The sequence below is a fragment of the Streptomyces sp. NPDC048331 genome, assembly GCF_043201215.1.
Lineage (GTDB): Bacteria > Actinomycetota > Actinomycetes > Streptomycetales > Streptomycetaceae > Streptomyces.
Genome location: NZ_JBICYT010000006.1, coordinates 161,181 through 177,484, shown reverse-complemented (window position 1 = coordinate 177,484; position 16,304 = coordinate 161,181). Strand labels below are relative to the sequence as shown.

The 16,304-nt window shown below is 72.8% G+C and carries 16 protein-coding genes, 1 tRNA gene and 1 riboswitch; of the genes, 2 read left to right on the top strand and 15 right to left on the bottom strand.

The features are described from left to right. The first annotated feature begins 55 nt into the window (after positions 1–55). On the top strand, positions 56–502 hold the full coding sequence (locus ACGFYY_RS12605; RefSeq protein ID WP_393708802.1) for a hypothetical protein: 447 nt from the start codon (positions 56–58) through the stop codon (positions 500–502). Positions 503–600: 98 nt separating this feature from the next. Here ACGFYY_RS12605 and ACGFYY_RS12600 read toward each other — a convergent pair whose 3' ends face one another. From ACGFYY_RS12600 to ACGFYY_RS12550, 11 genes are all read right to left on the bottom strand, one after another. Next, positions 601–1,386: a class I SAM-dependent methyltransferase gene (locus tag ACGFYY_RS12600; protein WP_393708800.1), complete on the bottom strand. Its 786-nt coding sequence runs from the start codon at positions 1,384–1,386 to the stop codon at positions 601–603. Positions 1,387–1,514: 128 nt separating this feature from the next. After that, positions 1,515–1,588, bottom strand: a tRNA-Pro gene (locus ACGFYY_RS12595). Between the two features lie 108 nt (positions 1,589–1,696). Continuing rightward, positions 1,697–2,059, bottom strand: a complete 363-nt coding sequence (locus ACGFYY_RS12590; RefSeq protein ID WP_393708798.1) for an MmcQ/YjbR family DNA-binding protein — start codon at positions 2,057–2,059, stop codon at positions 1,697–1,699. 73 nt (positions 2,060–2,132) lie between these two features. Then, positions 2,133–2,678: a GAF domain-containing protein gene (locus ACGFYY_RS12585; RefSeq protein ID WP_393708796.1), complete on the bottom strand. Its 546-nt coding sequence runs from the start codon at positions 2,676–2,678 to the stop codon at positions 2,133–2,135. Beyond that, positions 2,675–3,334 (bottom strand): ATP/GTP-binding protein, encoded by a 660-nt coding sequence (locus tag ACGFYY_RS12580; protein WP_393708794.1) that lies wholly within the window; start codon positions 3,332–3,334, stop codon positions 2,675–2,677. Before ACGFYY_RS12580 ends, ACGFYY_RS12585 begins: the two co-directional genes overlap by 4 nt. Beyond that, entirely contained in the window at positions 3,312–3,725 is a 414-nt protein-coding gene (locus tag ACGFYY_RS12575; RefSeq protein ID WP_393708792.1) for a DUF742 domain-containing protein, read from the bottom strand. Before ACGFYY_RS12575 ends, ACGFYY_RS12580 begins: the two co-directional genes overlap by 23 nt. After that, complete coding sequence (locus ACGFYY_RS12570; protein ID WP_393708945.1) at positions 3,722–4,156, bottom strand: roadblock/LC7 domain-containing protein; 435 nt, start codon at positions 4,154–4,156, stop codon at positions 3,722–3,724. Before ACGFYY_RS12570 ends, ACGFYY_RS12575 begins: the two co-directional genes overlap by 4 nt. Before the next feature lie 38 nt (positions 4,157–4,194). Further along, on the bottom strand, positions 4,195–6,051 hold the full coding sequence (locus ACGFYY_RS12565; protein WP_393708790.1) for an ATP-binding protein: 1,857 nt from the start codon (positions 6,049–6,051) through the stop codon (positions 4,195–4,197). A 294-nt stretch (positions 6,052–6,345) separates the two neighbouring features. Beyond that, entirely contained in the window at positions 6,346–7,587 is a 1,242-nt protein-coding gene (locus tag ACGFYY_RS12560) for an MBL fold metallo-hydrolase (RefSeq protein ID WP_393708788.1), read from the bottom strand. A 120-nt stretch (positions 7,588–7,707) separates the two neighbouring features. Continuing rightward, positions 7,708–8,493, bottom strand: coding sequence for an SGNH/GDSL hydrolase family protein (locus ACGFYY_RS12555; RefSeq protein WP_393708786.1), 786 nt, complete (start codon positions 8,491–8,493; stop codon positions 7,708–7,710). A gap of 163 nt (positions 8,494–8,656) precedes the next feature. After that, entirely contained in the window at positions 8,657–9,631 is a 975-nt protein-coding gene (locus tag ACGFYY_RS12550) for a peptidoglycan DD-metalloendopeptidase family protein (protein WP_393708784.1), read from the bottom strand. A gap of 4 nt (positions 9,632–9,635) precedes the next feature. Then, positions 9,636–9,832, bottom strand: a riboswitch (cyclic di-AMP (ydaO/yuaA leader). A 292-nt stretch (positions 9,833–10,124) separates the two neighbouring features. On the opposite strand from ACGFYY_RS12550, the gene ACGFYY_RS12545 reads away from it, so the two are divergent. After that, positions 10,125–10,916, top strand: coding sequence for a tyrosine-protein phosphatase (locus ACGFYY_RS12545; protein ID WP_393708782.1), 792 nt, complete (start codon positions 10,125–10,127; stop codon positions 10,914–10,916). Positions 10,917–10,964: 48 nt separating this feature from the next. Here ACGFYY_RS12545 and ACGFYY_RS12540 read toward each other — a convergent pair whose 3' ends face one another. Genes ACGFYY_RS12540 through shc form a run of 4 tightly spaced genes read right to left on the bottom strand, consistent with a single transcriptional unit; the run spans position 10,965 to position 16,082 of the window. Beyond that, on the bottom strand, positions 10,965–12,383 hold the full coding sequence (locus ACGFYY_RS12540) for an aspartate aminotransferase family protein (protein WP_393708780.1): 1,419 nt from the start codon (positions 12,381–12,383) through the stop codon (positions 10,965–10,967). Then, on the bottom strand, positions 12,380–13,411 hold the full coding sequence (gene hpnH, locus ACGFYY_RS12535; RefSeq protein WP_365277590.1) for an adenosyl-hopene transferase HpnH: 1,032 nt from the start codon (positions 13,409–13,411) through the stop codon (positions 12,380–12,382). The genes ACGFYY_RS12540 and hpnH overlap by 4 nt, the downstream gene beginning before the upstream one ends. A gap of 5 nt (positions 13,412–13,416) precedes the next feature. Continuing rightward, positions 13,417–14,082: a 1-hydroxy-2-methyl-2-butenyl 4-diphosphate reductase gene (locus tag ACGFYY_RS12530; RefSeq protein ID WP_393708777.1), complete on the bottom strand. Its 666-nt coding sequence runs from the start codon at positions 14,080–14,082 to the stop codon at positions 13,417–13,419. Continuing rightward, positions 14,082–16,082, bottom strand: a complete 2,001-nt coding sequence (gene shc, locus ACGFYY_RS12525; RefSeq protein ID WP_393708943.1) for a squalene--hopene cyclase — start codon at positions 16,080–16,082, stop codon at positions 14,082–14,084. Before shc ends, ACGFYY_RS12530 begins: the two co-directional genes overlap by 1 nt. Positions 16,083–16,304: the final 222 nt, after the last annotated feature.

Sequence of the window (16,304 nt, the reverse complement as noted above, 5' to 3'; positions counted from 1 at the left end):
CGGGGGAACGCCGAATCCGGTACGCCGGAGCGGCTCTGCCACCGAGGAGACCGACATGGCCAGTGACGCCAGCAGACCCGGGACCACTCCGTCGCAGCCCAGCGCCTGGCATGCGCCCACATCGGGTACGACCATCACGGCAGGTGCCCTGATGGTCTTCGCGGGCGCCATGGCGATCTTCGAGGGGATCGCGGCTCTCGCCAGGGACGACCTGTTCGTCGTGACGCGGCACTACGTGTTCGAGTTCAGTCTGACGGGCTGGGGCTGGGTTCACCTGATCGTGGGCATCGCCCTCGTACTCGCCGGCTGCGCGGTGTTCACCGGAGCCCTGTGGGCACGCTTCCTCGGTGTGGCCATCGCCGGTCTCGGCGCGATCGCCAATTTCCTGTGGCTGCCGTACTACCCGTGGTGGGCGGTGATCCTCATCGCCGTCAACCTGTTCGTGGTCTGGGCGCTGTGCGCGGGCATGCAACGGGAGGCCGACGCGAGCACACCTCTCTGACCTGGTCCTGAGCAGCCCGGGCGGACCGAGCGGCCCGGGCAGTGTGCGGCATGGACGAGCGAGGGGCCGCTCCGGACGGATCCGGAGCGGCCCCTCGGTCATGCCGTGCGCGTGCCCCGTGCGGCCCAGGCCCGTGCCCGCAGCGGAATCGAGCCGTCCGCAGCCCGGGGCAGTGCCGCCCGCAACCGCTCGCGCAGCTCCGTACGGCGCTCCTGCGGCAGCGAGGCCACGTAGGCGGGCGCCGGCCCCTGCCCGCCCAGGAACGGCTGCCAGTAGTCGTCGAAATCCGAAAAATGGGTGGGGACGCCGATCGCCTCCACCGCGACGTCGTCGAGCCCCGCCCCGACCAGCAGCTCCCGCAGCGGCTCCCGGCCGCACAGCGGGAACCTGACGGCCTCGTCCAGGTCCCGGGCGTCCGGGTCCAGGGCGGACGCGGCGTCCCAGAAGGCCCGGATGGCCTCCATGCCGCCCTCCTCGAAGTCCCAGACGTACGCCCCCACCAGCCCCCCGGGCCGCACCGCACGCGCCATCTCGGCCGCCGCCCGGGGCGCGTCCGGTACGAAGTTCAGTACGAGCCCGCTGACGGCTACCGAGGCCGTGGAGTCCGCGAAGGGCAGGTTCACGGCGTCGGCCAGGACGAAGAGCGCCCGCGGATCGGTGATGTTCCTGCGTGCGTACCGCACGTAGCCGGGGGACGGATCGATGCCGACGACCGTCTCGGGTTCGGCCAGATCCAATACGGCCCGCGTCACCGCACCCGTGCCGCACCCGACATCCCGCCAGCTCCCCCCAGGAGCGGCGTCCAGCAGTCGGACGAAGTGGCGGGCCACCGAGCGGCTCCACCGCCCCACATACGGCTCGTACGCCTCACCCGTCGCCCACATCGGCCCGTACCTCTCCGGAAGACACATCCCTCGGGCCATCCTCCCGCGCAGGCGTCACGACCGCAGGACGCGCGAAAGGCCGCTCTCCCATGGATGAGAGAACGGCCTCCGACGTGCGTAAAGCACCGTCGGGACGACAGGATTTGAACCTGCGACCCCTTGACCCCCAGTCAAGTGCGCTACCAAGCTGCGCCACGTCCCGATGCACGCTGACCTGGGGTTTCCCCTGGCTGAACGCGCAGGAGAACGATACCGCACTTCGTGGGGTGGTCGCGCGCACCTTTCCGTCTCCGGGTCCGCACGACCTTCCTCACCCCGAGTCGTCGGTCAGCTCCGGGTGCGCGGCGATCAGGCGCTCGGGGGCCGCCTGGAGCCAGGAGTCGATGAGGATGGACCGCAGCTCCGCCTCGTTCCGCAGGGCCGCGAGCCGGACCCTGATCCAGGCGTAGTGGTCGTCGTGGCCGGCCCGCAGGAAGAACTTCTCGGGCTCCGCCGCGATCAGCTCGGCCCTCTCCTCCTTGGGACACTTCACCCCGATCGAGGTGTCGTCGTCGGCCAGTGAGACGAAGATCTTCCCGCCCACCCGGAAGGTCGGCATGCCCCAGGCGAGCTTCTCACTGCTGTCCGGAAGCGACAGCGCGATCAGGCGGACGTCCTGCGCGGTCGTGGCCATCCCCGAGACTCCTCTCCAGCCACCGGTGAACCCGTGTCCGACGACCGTAGCCCCCCGCCACCGACCATGCCGCTCACGCCCGCCGGTCCTCCCGCTCGTGCACCAGGGCCACCAGGTCCGCCGCGAGGTCCTTCACGGTGGCGAGGCCCTCCGTCCCCCAGCGCCGCGGCACCACGTCCACCGCGCACACCGCGCCCAGGACGATCCCGCGCCGGTCGATCAGTGGTGCGCCCACGTACGAGCGCACCCCGCTCTCGTCCACGACCGCGTTGCCCGCGAAGCGCGCGAAGTCCCGTACGTCCTCCAGGACCAGCGCCCGCCGCCGCACCACCACGTGCGGGCAGTAGCCGTGGTCCCGGGCCAGCACCCGCGCCGGGTATCCACTCGCCGGGGCCTGCGCGGCGTGGTGCAGCCCGGCGAAGAACTGGCGTTCCTCGCCGACGAAGTTGACCCCCGCGTACGGAGCGGCGAGCGCGTCGGCGACGCGCCGCGCGAAGGCGTCCAGTTCGGGGTCCGTTCGATCCCCCAGGCCCAGCTCGCGCAGCCGGACGGCCCGTGCGGGAGCCTCCCGGTCCACCGGCGTGAGCAACAGGTGTCCGGTCGATTCGTAGTACGTCATGGCGGTTCCCCCGACTCCGAGGACGAAGAGCTGACTGCGGACATGCACAACAGATGGCGGACGAGGGCGGCCAGCGCCCCCGTACCGGAGCTCGCGAGACGCGCGTCGCACCGTACGACGGGCACCTCGGGCCCGAGCCCCACCGCCTCGCGGACCTCGTCGGGCCCGTAGCGGTGACCGCCGTCGAACTCGTTGACGGCGACGATGAAGCCGATCCCGCGCCGCTCGAAGAAGTCCACGGCGGGGAAGCAGTCGGCCAGGCGGCGGGTGTCGGCGAGCACCACCGCCCCGAGCGCGCCCGCGCACAACTCCTCCCAGAGGAACCAGAAGCGGTGCTGCCCCGGAGTGCCGAAGAGGTAGAGCACATGGCGCTCGTCCAGGGTGATCCGGCCGAAGTCGAGCGCGACCGTGGTCGTGGTCTTGTCCTCGACGCCGTGCAGCGGGTCGCGGCTCGCGCCGACTCCGCTGAGGAGTTCCTCCGTACTCAGCGGTTCGATCTCGCTCACCGCGCCCACGAAGGTGGTCTTGCCCGCTCCGAACCCGCCCGCGACCAGGATCTTCAAGGTCGCGGGCGGGACCGGAGCGCAGGCGGGGCCTGGGCCCTGGACGGGGGTGGGGCCGTGGCCGGGGGCGTCACAGTCGTCTACGTAGGCCATCGAGCACCGCCAGCAGCAGGGACCGGTCGTCGGCGGCGAACGAGGCTCCGCCGGGGAACCGCGGCGCCCGCGCCATGACGGCCCCGTGTTCCATCAGGTCGGACAGCAGCACCTTCACCACGACGGCGGGCAACCGCAGCTGCCCGGCCACCTCGGCGACGGTGACGCCGGCGGCGCCCGCGCACATCCGCAGCGCCAACGTGTGCTCCGTCCCGAGCGGGACGTGCGGCCGTACCCCGGTCGCCGTCACCAGCGAGAGCAGGTCGAGCGTGAAGCCCGGCCGGGTCCGCCCCCCGCTGGCGGTGTACGGGCGCATCACGCGGCCCGCCGAGTCGTCGATCCACGGTGTGTCCCGCCCCTTCGTGTACGCCCCCGTCCCGCGGGACCTCATCGCTCCGCGTCGGCGACCGGCCGCCGCGGCGGGGCCGCGAGGTACGGACGCACGCTCTTGACCAGCATCGCCATCTCGTAGCCGAGCACCCCGGCGTCAGCCTCCCGGTCGGCGAGGACCGCCAGGCAGGTGCCCGAACCGGCGGCGGAGACGAAGACGAGGGCGGTGTCGAGCTCGACCACGACCTGCCTCACCTCCGCGCCCTCCGCGAAGCGGGAGCCGGCGCTGCGGCCCAGGGAGTACAGACCGGAGGCGAGGGCCGCCAGGTGGTCGGCGCTGTCGGCGTCCAGGCCGTGCACGCAGGTCACGAGCCCGTCGGCGGTGAGGATCACGGCGCTGCGCGTGTACGGCACGCGCTGCACCAGGCCGCTGAGCAGCCAGTCGAGGTCGGAGAGCCGGCTGCCGGTCTTCGTCGCCACTTCGCCGCCCATGGGGGTGCGCTCCTTGCTGATGAGGTGAGGGGTCGGGGTCATGCCTGGTTCTCCGACTGGGCGAGGCCGAAGCCCCGTTGGAAGGCGGCCATCAGGTTCGGGTCGTGCACCGGCTGATCGGGGTCCGCGGCCCGCCGGGGGGCGGGGGCCTCGCGGAGCTGGGGCGCGAGGTGCTCCTGGGCCCGGCGCCGGGGCAGCCGCGGCCGGTCGCCCGCGTCGGGGACGCCGGGTGCGGGCTCGGCCGCGGGCACCGTGTCGGTCGCCGCCACCGGTTCGGGCGCGGGCACCGTCTCGGGCACGGGCGCCGACCAGGCCACCGCCGCGGTCGGTGGACCCGGGGCGGGCCCGCCCCGGGGATCGGCCGCCGGCGCCGACCAGGTCACCGCCCCGGGGCCGTCCGCCTCGGCGGACCGGGGTGCGGGCAGGGGCGTGGGACGGGGCCGGCGCGAGGGCTCCGGCCGGGGGCGGGGAACGGGGGTGGACGGGGAGTGGGACGGGGACACCGACGCGGGTGCGGGTGCGGGGTGCGGCTCGGGGTCGGGCGCGGCGGCCACCGGGTCCCCGGACACCGGCCATCCCTCGGGCAGGGGCGTCGGCCGGGGCATCCGTACCGGCTCCAGCGGCGGGGTCGCCGACCCCTGCCCGGTCCCCCACGAGGTGGCCCGAGAGCCCCCCGCCGCGTCGGCCGCGGTGGGCGCCTCCGCGCCGAGCAGCTCCTGCGGCAGGACCAGCACGGCGAGCACGCCGCCGTAGATGTTCGACTTGAGCTCGACGGCGATTCCGTGCCGGCGGGCCAGCGCCGACACCACGAACAGTCCGATCCGGCCGTCCGCCAGCAGATGCCGGACGCTGATCTGGTCGGGGTCGGCGAGCAGGGCGTTCATCCGGTGCTGTTCCTCGGCCGGCATGCCCAGTCCCCGGTCCTCCACCTCGACGGCGATCCCGGCGGTGACCCGCTCGGCCCGCAGCACCACATCGGTGTCGGGGGCGGAGAAGACCGTGGCGTTCTCGACCAGTTCGGCCAGCAGGTGGACCACGTCCGCGACGGCGTGTCCGCGCACGCTGCCACCGGCCGGGGGCACGACCTTGACCCGGGTGTACTGCTCGACCTCCGCGACGGCGGAGCGGAGCACCTCGCTCAGGTCGATGGGCCGGGTCCACTGGCGGCGGGACGCGGCGCCGCCCAGTACGGCGAGGTTCTCGGCGTGGCGGCGGATCCGGGTGGCGAGGTGGTCGACGTGGAAGAGCTCCTTGAGCAGGTCCGGGTCCTCGACCGTGTCCTCCAGCTCGTCCAGCAGCGAGATCTCCCGGTGCACCAGGGACTGGAGCCTGCGCGCGAGGTTGACGAAGACCTCGACCTTGCGCTCGGTGTCGGTCGGGGCGGCCGGTCCGGCCAGCCGCAGAAGAGTCGTGTGCGCCTCTTCGCGGGCGCCGCGCAGCTCCTGCGAGAGCAGCCAGAACTCGTCCATCCCGGCCGGGTCCCCGCCGGGCGGCGGCGTGCTCGGTCCGCCACGCACCGGACGGGGCGGGGTCTCGCCCCGTTCCAGCCGGTCGGCGGCCGTGCGTAGCTCGCCCCGGCCGCGCACGCTGGAGCGGCGCAGCGCCTCGCACCGGTCCCGTACGGCCTTGCCGGCGCGCTGCGCCCCGAGGAGGGCCGCGGCGAGGGCGCCCACCACGAGGAGGGCGCAGCCGGTGAGCACCGGCCACAGCCGGGCGTCGCGCTCGCCCGCTCCCCCGCCGAGCTGGAGGGTGAAGATCACCGCGGCGGCCCCGCTGAGCGCGGCGGCGAGCGTGGGCAGTACGGCGGCCCGCACCAACAGGGGGCGTATCTGCCGGCTGGGACCGGTGACGGCGTGTCTCGACGGTGCGTGGCGGGCGGCGCGGAGTCCGGACATCTGCGTCCTCGGTACGTGGGGCCCGGCCCCCAGCGTTCCCGGGGCCCGGTGTTGATCACCGAATACCCACGCTAGACCCCATCGCAGCACCCCCGACCGCCAGTTGGCGAACTTCGCCGGGGTGCTTCCCGCTCCCGGTGGAGCGCTCGCACAGCAGTCCGAATGCGCCGGTCAGGCCCTGGGGCCGCCCCGGCGCCGCCCCACGCCGGCCAGGTCGGCCGCTCGACCGGTCCGGACGAGCGACCGGCCGCCCCGACGTGCCGGGGCGGCCGTGACATCCGTGCGGAGCGCGCGCTACGAGCCGACGGGCTCCTGCTTCTCCTGGCCGCCCGCCGCCGCGGATCCCAGCCGTGCCGTCGTCCCCGCCACCGACCCGGCGCCCAGCGCGGGTACGGACGAGGGGCCGTCGACCGGGCCGCCCGCAGCGGCCCCGGCGACGAAGGGCCGCCACCACGGCAGACGCGGGGCGTCGGTGGCGTTCGGCTCGAAGGGCTGGCCCGGGATCGGCAGTGCGACGGCCGCTCCGGCCCCGTCGGCCGCGGCCAGCGTCCCCTCGCCCGGCTCGTCCCACGGGTGCAGGGCCAGGTTGAAGGTGCCCCAGTGGATCGGCAGCATCGTGCCGTGCGGGGTGCCGCCCTGGAGGTCGAGGTGGGCGCGCATGCCCTCCTCGGGCGTCATGTGGATGTCGGGCCAGTACTCCGAGTAGGCACCGATCTGGATCATGGTGGCGTCGAAGGGCCCGTGCTCGGCGCCGATCTCCTCGAACCCGGGGAAGTAGCCGGTGTCGCCGCTGTGGTAGATCCGGTGCTCGTCGCCCGCGACGACCCAGGACGCCCACAGGGTGTGCTGCTGGTTGCGCAGGCCGCGGCCGCAGAAGTGCCGGGCGGGGGTGGCCGTCAGGGTGAGACCCGCGATCTTGATGCTCTCGTTCCAGTCCAGCTCGCGCAGCCGGTCGGCCGGTACTCCCCAGCGCTCCAGGTGCGCGCCGACGCCCAGCGGAACGGCGAAGACCGTGTCCGTACCGGCCAGCGCCTTGATCGTCGGCAGGTCGAGGTGGTCGTAGTGGTCGTGCGAGATGACCACGACGTCGACCCTGCCCAGCGAGGCCAACGGGACCGGCACCGGGTGCAGCCGCTTGGGACCGGCGAAGGGGAAGGGGGAGCACCGCTCGCCCCACACCGGGTCGAACAGCACCCGGCGCCCGTCGATCTCCGCGAGCACGCTGGAGTGCCCCATCCAGGTCAGCCGCAGGCCGCTCACCGGCGGCTTCGCCAGGTCCGCGAGGGTCGTCGGGTGGACCGGGATCGGCGCCGCGGGGCTGCGCCGTACCCGCTGCTCCCGGTGGAAGTAGATCTTGGCGAACTCCGCCATCGAACCCGAGGGCCGATTCCGGGCCCCGACCGGGTTCTGGAAGACGCCGTCGGCGAAGTTCGGCGAGCGGCGGATCCGCTCCAGCCGGGCACCGGACGGGTCCGCACCGAAGGCTTCGGGCCGCAGGGCACGCAGCCGCGGACGCAAGGGACGGGAGCCGGTCAAAGCGCCTCCAGGGAGGATGGGGTCAGGACGGTCGTCGCTCTACGACCATCCCAACGCACACCGACCCCGAAGGATTCCGCTTCCGGCTCCCGCACCTGCCGGGGAGCGTCCCGGACAGCACTAGAGCGGCAGCAGGTCCGGCCGCTTGGCCTCCACGTGGTCACCGGAGGACTCCCCGCGCAGCCGTCGGCCGATCCACGGCGCGAGGTGCTCGCGCGCCCACTGGATGTTGTCCCGGGTCACGTCCACCGAGCCGCGCGGCCGCTCCGGGGGCCACGGCTGGTCGGGGTCGGCCGGCACGTCCAGGCCGAGCACCTGGGCGGCGCGCAGCGCGACCCGGGTGTGTCCCTCGGGCGAGAGGTGCAGCCGGTCGGTGTCCCAGGCCCGCCGGTCCTGTACGGACCTCAGCGACCAGAGGTCGAGCACCGGGCAGTCGTAGCGGTCGGCGATGGCGCGGACATGGGCGCTGTACGTCGCCACCTTGCCGCGGAGGTGCTTGAGCACCGGTACGCCCCGGGTGTCGAAGCCCGTGGTGATCATGACCAGTCCGACGGCGCCGGTGAGGTCGGCCACGGCCGCCTCGAACCGCTCCGCCACGTCGTCCGGGTCGGTCCCGGGCCGGATGATGTCGTTGCCGCCCGCGCAGAAGGTCACCAGGTCCGGTGCGAGGGCCTTGGCCCTCGGGAGCTGGTCGGCCACGATCTGGTCGAGGAGCTTCCCCCGCACCGCCAGATTCGCATACCGGAAGTCATGCTCCTCGCGCTGATCGGCCAGGAGCACGGCGAGCCGGTCCGCCCAGCCGAGATAGGAATCCCCGGGTCCCGGGTCCCCCACACCCTCGGTGAAGCTGTCCCCGATCGCCGCGTACGAGCCGATGGTCTTGAGTTTGGTCGTCGTCGCTGCCACGGGACACCATCCTTCACTCCCGCAAGCAACCTACGCCAACGTAATAAGGGGTTGACGGACCGTGATCTCTACCACGCGGGGGATAAGGAATAAGTACACGTGAGGCCGGGACCCCCCTCGGGTCCCGGCCTCACGCGTGTCGGTGGTTCGACGGCGGGTGCCGTCAGAGGCTCGCGCCCTTGGAGCGGAGGTAGGCGATCGGGTCCAGGTCCGAGCCGTAGGACGGGGTCGTACGGATCTCGAAGTGCAGGTGCGGGCCGGTCGAGTTGCCGGTGGAGCCGGAGAGGCCGATGCTCTGCCCGGCGGTGACGCTCTGGCCGGAGGAGACGGAGAGCTGGGACAGGTGGGCGTACTGGGAGTACTTGCCGTCCGCGTGCCGGATGACGACCTCGTTGCCGTACGAGCCGCTCCAGCCGGCCGAGACCACGGTGCCCGCGCCGACCGCCTTGACGGTGGTGCCCATGCTCGCGATGAAGTCGACACCGGTGTGGTAGCCGGAGGACCACATGCTGCCGGCGACCTTGTACTGGGTGGAGATGCCACCGCCGACCGGGGCCACGAAGGCACCCGACCGCGGCGCTGCGGCCGGGGCCTCGGCCTGGGGCTCGGCGGCGGCCTCCGGCTGCGCCGGGGCGGCCCGCTCGGCCTGCTCGCGGACCGGCTTCGGCGCGGCCTGCTCGGCCGGCGCGGCGTCGGGCTCGGCCTCGGGGGCCGGGGCGGCCTCGGCCTCGGCCTCGGACGGAGCCGGCTCGCCGGGGCCGCCGAGGTGGAGCTTCAGGCCCGGGTGGATCAGCGACGGGTTGCCACCGACGGCCTCGCGGTTGTCGGCGTACAGCTGCTCCCAGCCGCCCGCCAGGTGGCGCTCGGCGGCGATCTTGGAGAGGTAGTCGCCCGGCACGACGGTGTAGACGGTCGGGGCGGACTGCACGGCGGCGGCGGGCGCCGACCGGAGAGCGAGGGGGGCCTGCGTCGCCACCGCGGGGGTCACCGCGGGGGCTGCGGTCGGGGCGCCGGCAGCGTGGGCGCCGGCGGCACCGATCAGCGGCAGGGCGAGGGCCGCGCCACCGGTTCCGGCGACGGCGAAGCCGCGGGAAAGGGAAAGGGACTTGGGACGGCGGTGCTTACCCTTTGCAGGCATGACGAATTCCTCTCCGGCGCCTGCGAGGTGAGCTGTCGGGTTCGGACTGGAGATGTCCGGCCGCACCTGTACGAGACATGAACGACTTCACCCCGAGCCGTCCCGGAGAAAAGATCCCCGGAACAGCGGCTTACCTGGTTCCCCCGCTCCTGCCGCGCGAATAGGTCGGATGCGGTTTCCGGGAGGCGGCAGGATTTGGCGGTCCACCCGGATCGATCGCGAAGGTAATCCCTTGCGGCCACACGGAACAAGCCGTGAATTCCCTGACGGAATCACAGGCATGAGGGACCGACGGAATTACCGTCACCCTCCGTCCATTCCGCACCGCCAACAGCCGCCCCGACGGGGCCATTCGCCTTCGACGATCAGGCACTCACGGTCACCGTATGATCTGGCTCACGGGGGCGCGCCCGATCTCGCCTCCGGATATGGCAAGTTGGCGCCAAGTAGTGTAATTCGGACAGAGGGCCCACGACGTGGCGGAGGAATCGCTTTGACCCAGCAGATACAGGAGCCGGAGCTGTCCGGAGTGCGCAATTTCCGCGATGTGGGCGGATTGCCGACTTCTGACGGACGAACGGTCAGGACGGGACGACTGTTCCGAAGCGGACATCTCGCACATGCCACCGAAAGTGATGCAGACTTCCTCGCCTCACTCGGCCTCCACACCATCTTCGACTTCCGCAACGGCGCCGACCACGCGCTGGAGGGGCCGGACGTCGAGCTGCCCGGCGTCCGGAACGTCAACATCCCGCTCTCGGACCCGGCGGACGGGCGGGAGTTCTGGCGGCTGGTCCGCGACGGCGACCTCGTGCAGCTCCGCGAGATCCTGGGCGACGGCAAGGCCGCGGCCCGGATGTCGAACTCGTACCGCGGGATCATCCGGCAGCGCACCGCCGAGCACAGTCGGGTCGTGCACGCCCTCGCCGAGGACAGCGTCCCCGCGCTCATGCACTGCGCGGCGGGCAAGGACCGGGCCGGCCTGTCGATCGCCGTCACCCTGCTCGCGCTGGGCGTCGAGCGCGCGGCGATCGTGAGGGACTACCTGGAGTCGAACGCCCCGCACCGCCGCTATCGCGTACGCCGCACCGACGAGTCGGCGAGCGCCCGCTCCCCTGAGGTGATGGAGCTGCTCGCGCCGCTCTTCGACGCCCGCGCCGAGTACCTGGTGGCCGCCTTCGACACCATCGACGAGGTCTGGGGCGGGGTGGACCGTTATCTGGCGGAGGGCCTCGGGCTGACGCCCGAGACCCTCGACCGACTGCGCGACCGGCTCCTCGTCTGACGCGGGCGGGACCGGCCGGACCGGTTCCGCCACGGGGTGGGTGGGCCGTCAGCGCGTGGCGACGGCCTGCTTCACCAGCGTCCTGCCGAAGTCCCAGATCAGTCCGGACCCGCCGTGCGCCTCGTCCATGACCTCACGGAAGGCGCCCACGAACCGGTCCACGTCCTCCTCGTCCACGATCAGCGGCGGGATCAGCTTGATCACCTCCAGGTGGTCCCCGGAGACCTGGGTGAGGATCCGGTGCTTCTGCAGCAGGGGCACCACGACCATCTGCGCGAAGAGCCCCTTGCGGGCCGCCTGCAGCATGGCCCACCGGCTGCGCAGGCCCAGCGAGGACGGCCGGCCGAACTCGATGCCGATCATCAGCCCGCGCCCCCGCACCTCGTGCAGCAGCTCGTACTCGTCCACCAGCGCGGCGAGGCGCCCGCGGAGCAGGTCGCCCATGACCCGGGCGTTCGCCACGACCTCCTCGTCCTCCATGACGGACAGGACCGCGAGGCCCGCCGCCATGGCCTGGGCGTTGGAACCGAAGCTCGCGGAGTGCACGAGCACCCGGTCCATGGACGAGTAGACCTTCTTGAAGATCCAGTCCCTGCCCAGGGTCGCGCCGACCGGGACGTAGCCGCCCGAGAGCGCCTTCGCCACGCACACCAGGTCCGGCTCCACGCCCGGCTCGTGCTGGTACGCGTAGAAGTCGCCGGTGCGGCCGAGGCCGGTCTGCACCTCGTCCGCGATGAGCAGCGCGCCCCGCCGGTGCAGCATCTCCTGCGCGGCGAGCAGGAATCCGGGCGGGGCGGCCAGGACCCCCTTGCCCTGGATCGGCTCGACGACGAGGGCGGCCACGTCCCCGCGCTTCAGCTCCCGCTCCAGGGCCGCGAGGTCCCCGAGCGTGATCCTCGTGTCGGGGAGCAGCGGTGCGAAGCCGTCCCGGAACCCGCTCTCCCCGTTCACCGAGAGGGAGCCCGCGGTCAGCCCGTGGAAGGCGTGGTCGCAGTAGAGGATCCTGGGGCGCCCGGTGGCGTACCGGGCGAACTTCAGGGCGGTCTCCACCGCCTCGGTGCCGCTGTTGCCGAAGAAGACCCGGTCCAGGTGCGGGCTGTACGAGAGCAGTTTCTCGGCCAGCAGTCCCGGCAGCGGCTGGCAGTCGAAGCGCGTGAGGTCGGCGAGCTGGGCGTCCAGGACGTCGTGCAGGGCCCGGCGCACGACCGGGTGGTGCCGACCGAGGCCCATCACCCCGAACCCGGCCAGCATGTCCAGGTAGTCGTTGCCCTCGGCGTCCCAGAAGTGGGCGCCCTCGGCCCGCTCGTAGACCTTGTCGAAGCCGATGGTGTGCAGCATGCGGGGCAGCTGGTGGTTGAGGTGCCGGGCGTGCAGCTCGTACCGCTCGGCGCCGCGCTCGGCCAGTAGGGCGCCGAGGTCGAAGCCTTGGCCCCGGCCGCCCCCTTCCTCCCGTGACCGCCCGGTCATGCCGACGTGTCCCGGTTGCCGGCGACCGCTTCCCGGGCCGCGCGCAGGGATTCCTTGAGGGAGCCCATGGTGGCGAGGACGGCGGTGGGCTCGTAGCCGCAGTGCGCCATGCAGTTCGCGCAGCGCGGGTCCTTTCCGCGGCCGTACTTGTCCCAGTCGGTGTCGTTGATGAGCTCGCGGTACGTCGGTACGTATCCGTCGCTCATCAGATAGCAGGGGCGCTGCCAACCGAAGAGGGAATAATTCGGAATGGCCCAGGCCGTGCAGGGGAAGTCGGCCTTCCCTTCCAGGAAGTCCAGGAAGAGCGGGGAGTGGTTGAGCCGCCAGCGCCGCCGGTTGCCGCCCGCGAAGGCCTTCCTGAAGAGCTCTCGGGTCTGTTCGACGCCGAGGAAGTGCTCCTGGTCGGGCGCCTTCTCGTAGGCATAGGCGGGAGAGATCATCATTTCGTCGACCCGGAGGTCGTCATTGAGGTAGTTGAGCACCTCGATGATGGTCTGCGGGGTGTCGGTGTTGAAGAAGGTGGAGTTGGTCGTCACCCGGAACCCGCGCTTCTTCGCCTCCTTGATGGCGGCGACCGCTTCGTCGAAGACGCCTTCCTTGGCCACCGACTCGTCGTGGCGCTCGCGCAGACCGTCGATGTGCACGGCGAAGGCGAAATACGGGGAAGGGGTGAACTTCTCGATCTTCTTGCGCAGCAGCATCGCGTTGGTGCAGAGGAATACGTACTTCCGCCTGGCCACCAACTGTCGGACGATCTCGTGGATCTGCGGGTGCATCAAGGGCTCGCCGCCCGCGATGGACACCATGGGGGCACCCGACTCCAGCACGGCGCCGACGGCCTGGGCGACCGGCATGCGCTGCTTGAGCACCCCGGCCGGGTGCTGGATCTTCCCGCACCCCTCACAGGCCAGGTTGCAGGCGTAGAGCGGTTCCAGTTCGACGATCAGGGGGAACTTCTCGCGCTTGCGGAGCTTCTGTTCGAGAAGATATGTCCCGACCCTGATGGACTGGCGCAGCGGCATGGCCATCTGGCTCACCTCCTGGGGAGCAGCAACGAACGGTGCCATTCATGAAACGCGGGCAGTACGGCACGCAGGACACGGAAGGCCGATATTCCCCCGCGAACCGTGCCGATACGGACGAGCTCGTGCTCCGGAGCGTCCACGATCACCCGGACGGCCGCAACCGGACGGCCACCGCCCCGGGTAGCGGTCCACAGGGTGGCCGCGGACTCCATGTCGACCGCGACGGCTCCGGTGGCGCGCAGCTGCGCGCGCTCCTGGCCGCGGACGACGTGGTCGGATCCGGTCAGCGCGCCGCGGTGCACGGTCCGGCCGGGCGCGGCCCGGGCCAGTGCCTCGGCGAGCAGGGCGCTACCGGTGCAGGTGACGATCCCCCGCGGGTCCCGGGCCTCGTCGGCGACGACCAGGTCTCCGGGGTGCATGCCGGGGACCAGCCCGGCGCAGAAGCCCGTCGCGAGGACGGCGGCCCCGTCCATCCCCGGTCGCTCCAGTGCCCGGCCGACGGCCCGCTCGGCCGCGCGCGGGCCCATCCCGGTGCGCAGCAGGACGTGCCCACCGGTCGACCCGCGACCCGAGCCGCGCCCGGCGCTGCGCAACGCCACCTGCTCGATGCGCAGCGCGCAGGCCACCAGCAGCGGGTCGGTCCCGCGGCCCCGGTCGCCGTCGGCGGCGGACATCACGCCTCCCCGGCCGCTGCCGGGTGCGCTCCGGCCGGGGCGAACGGTTCCCCGTAGAGGTAGCGGCCGAGCGCGGTGAGCGGGAAGACCTGCCGGTACAGGTGGTAGTTGATGGAGAAGTCCCAGGGGAAGCCGGTGCCGGTGAAGTACGGCTCGTCCCAGGTGCCGTCCTCCTTCTGGGTCTCCACGAGGTGGGCGACGCCCCGCTCGACGGCCTTGCCCTCGCGCTCGCCCGCCGACAGCAGGGCCATCAGCGCCCAGGCGGTCTGTGAGGGGGTGGAGGCGCCCTTCCCGGCCCAGGACGGGTCCTTGTAGGAGCGCTGGTCCTCGCCCCATCCGCCGTCCTCGTTCTGTACGGATTCCAGCCAGCGCACGGCCCGCCGGATCGCGGGATGTCCCGGGGCGATCCCGGCGGCGACCAGGGCCGGGAGCACCGAGCCGGTGCCGTAGACGTAGTTGGTGCCCCAGCGGCCGAACCAGGCGCCGCTCCGCTCCTGCTCGGCCAGCAGCCAGGCGATGCCACGCCGGGTCCGGGCATCTCCCGCCCGGCCCTCGAAAGCGAGCATCTCCACCACGTGCGCGGTGACGTCGGCGGAGGGCGGGTCGATGACCTCGCCGAAGTCGCAGAAGGGCAGCTTGTTCGGCAGGGGGCTGGTGTTGTCGGCATCGAAGGCGCCCCACGCGCCGTTCCTCGACTGCATGCCGAGGGTCCAGGACACCCCGCGGGCGATGGCCCCCTCGACCCGGGCCGGGTCCGGGTGCTTGATCCGGCGCAGCGCGAGGACCACCTCGGCCGTGTCGTCGATGTCGGGGTAGGTGTCGTTGTGGAACTCGAACGCCCAGCCGCCGGGGGCGAGTCCGGGCCGGCGCACGGCCCAGTCGCCCGTGCGGACGATCTCCTCGCCGAGCATCCAGTCGGCGGCCTTGACCAGCGCCGGGTGGTCGGGGCGCAGGCCCGCGTCGGCCAGGGCGATCGCGGCCAGGCAGGTGTCCCACACCGGGGACTGGCAGGCCTCGATCATCCGGGCGCCGTCCGCGCGCCACACCGCGAACCGCTCCAGGGACTCCAGCCCGGCACGCATCACCGGATGCCCGAGGTCGTAGCCGAGCAGGTGCAGGGCGATGACCGAGTACACGGCGGGCGGCTGGATCCCGCCCCAGCAGCCGTCGTTCTCCTGGCGTTCGACGATCCAACGGCCGGCGCCTGCCATCGCCGCCTTGCGCAGTCGGCGCGGGGCGAACCGCCGGTAGACGTGCAGGGCCTTGTCCATCCGTTGGAAGGCGCCGTCCCAACTGGTCAGCGGGGCGAGTCTTCTGGCGGGGTTGGGTGTCCGCGCGTCGGCGTGCAGCTCGTCGAGGGTGAAGGGGGCCGGGCGGACCGGGCGCAGTGCGGAGACCACGGTGAGCGGGACGATGGTCTGGCGGGCCCAGCAGCCGAAGTCGTAGATGTTCAGGGGCACCCAGGGCGGCAGGAAGACCAGCTCGGGCGGGAGTTCGGGCAGGTGCTCCCAGTTCCACCAGCCGAAGAGGGCCAGCCAGATCCGGGTGAAGACGCGGGCGGCGGCGATCCCGCCGTGGGCCCGGATCCAGGCCGAGGCGCGCGTCATGTGCGGGGCGTCCGGGGCGTCCCCGGCGAGGCGCAGTGCGACGTAGGCCTCGATGGTGGCGGACAGTTCCGGCGGTCCGCCGTGGAAGGTGGCCCAGGTGCCGTCCTCGCGCTGTTCGCCGCGGATGAAGAGGGCGGCGGCCCGGGTGGTGGCCTCGTCCTGGATCCCGAGGAACTGCCGTAGCAGCAGGTCCTCCGCGTCCATGGTGACGTTGGTCTCCAGGTCGCCCTTCCACCAGCCCTCGGAGTCCTGGCGGTCCAGCAGGTTCCGGGTGGCGCGCGCGGCGGCCTCGTACACCCCCGGCCGGGTGCCGTCCGGCGGGCGGCGCAGATCGGCGGTGGTCCGCGCGGCGTCCCGTACCGTGTCGCGCATCGTGTCCCGGGCGGGGTCCATAGCTGTGTCCCGGGCGGTGTCCCGGGGCGTGGTCCGCCCTGTCCCGGGGCGGGTGGGGCGGCCGAGCAGACCCGGCACGCCCGGTGGGGCGTACTCGGCGCGCGGGCCCGCCCGGCCGGAGCGGGCCGGCGCATGGGGGGCCGGGGGCGGTGCCGGAGGTCCGGCGGCCAGGCCCGCGGTGCGGCCCGTGGGGCCGGGCGGCACGGCGCCCGGGGTGGATTC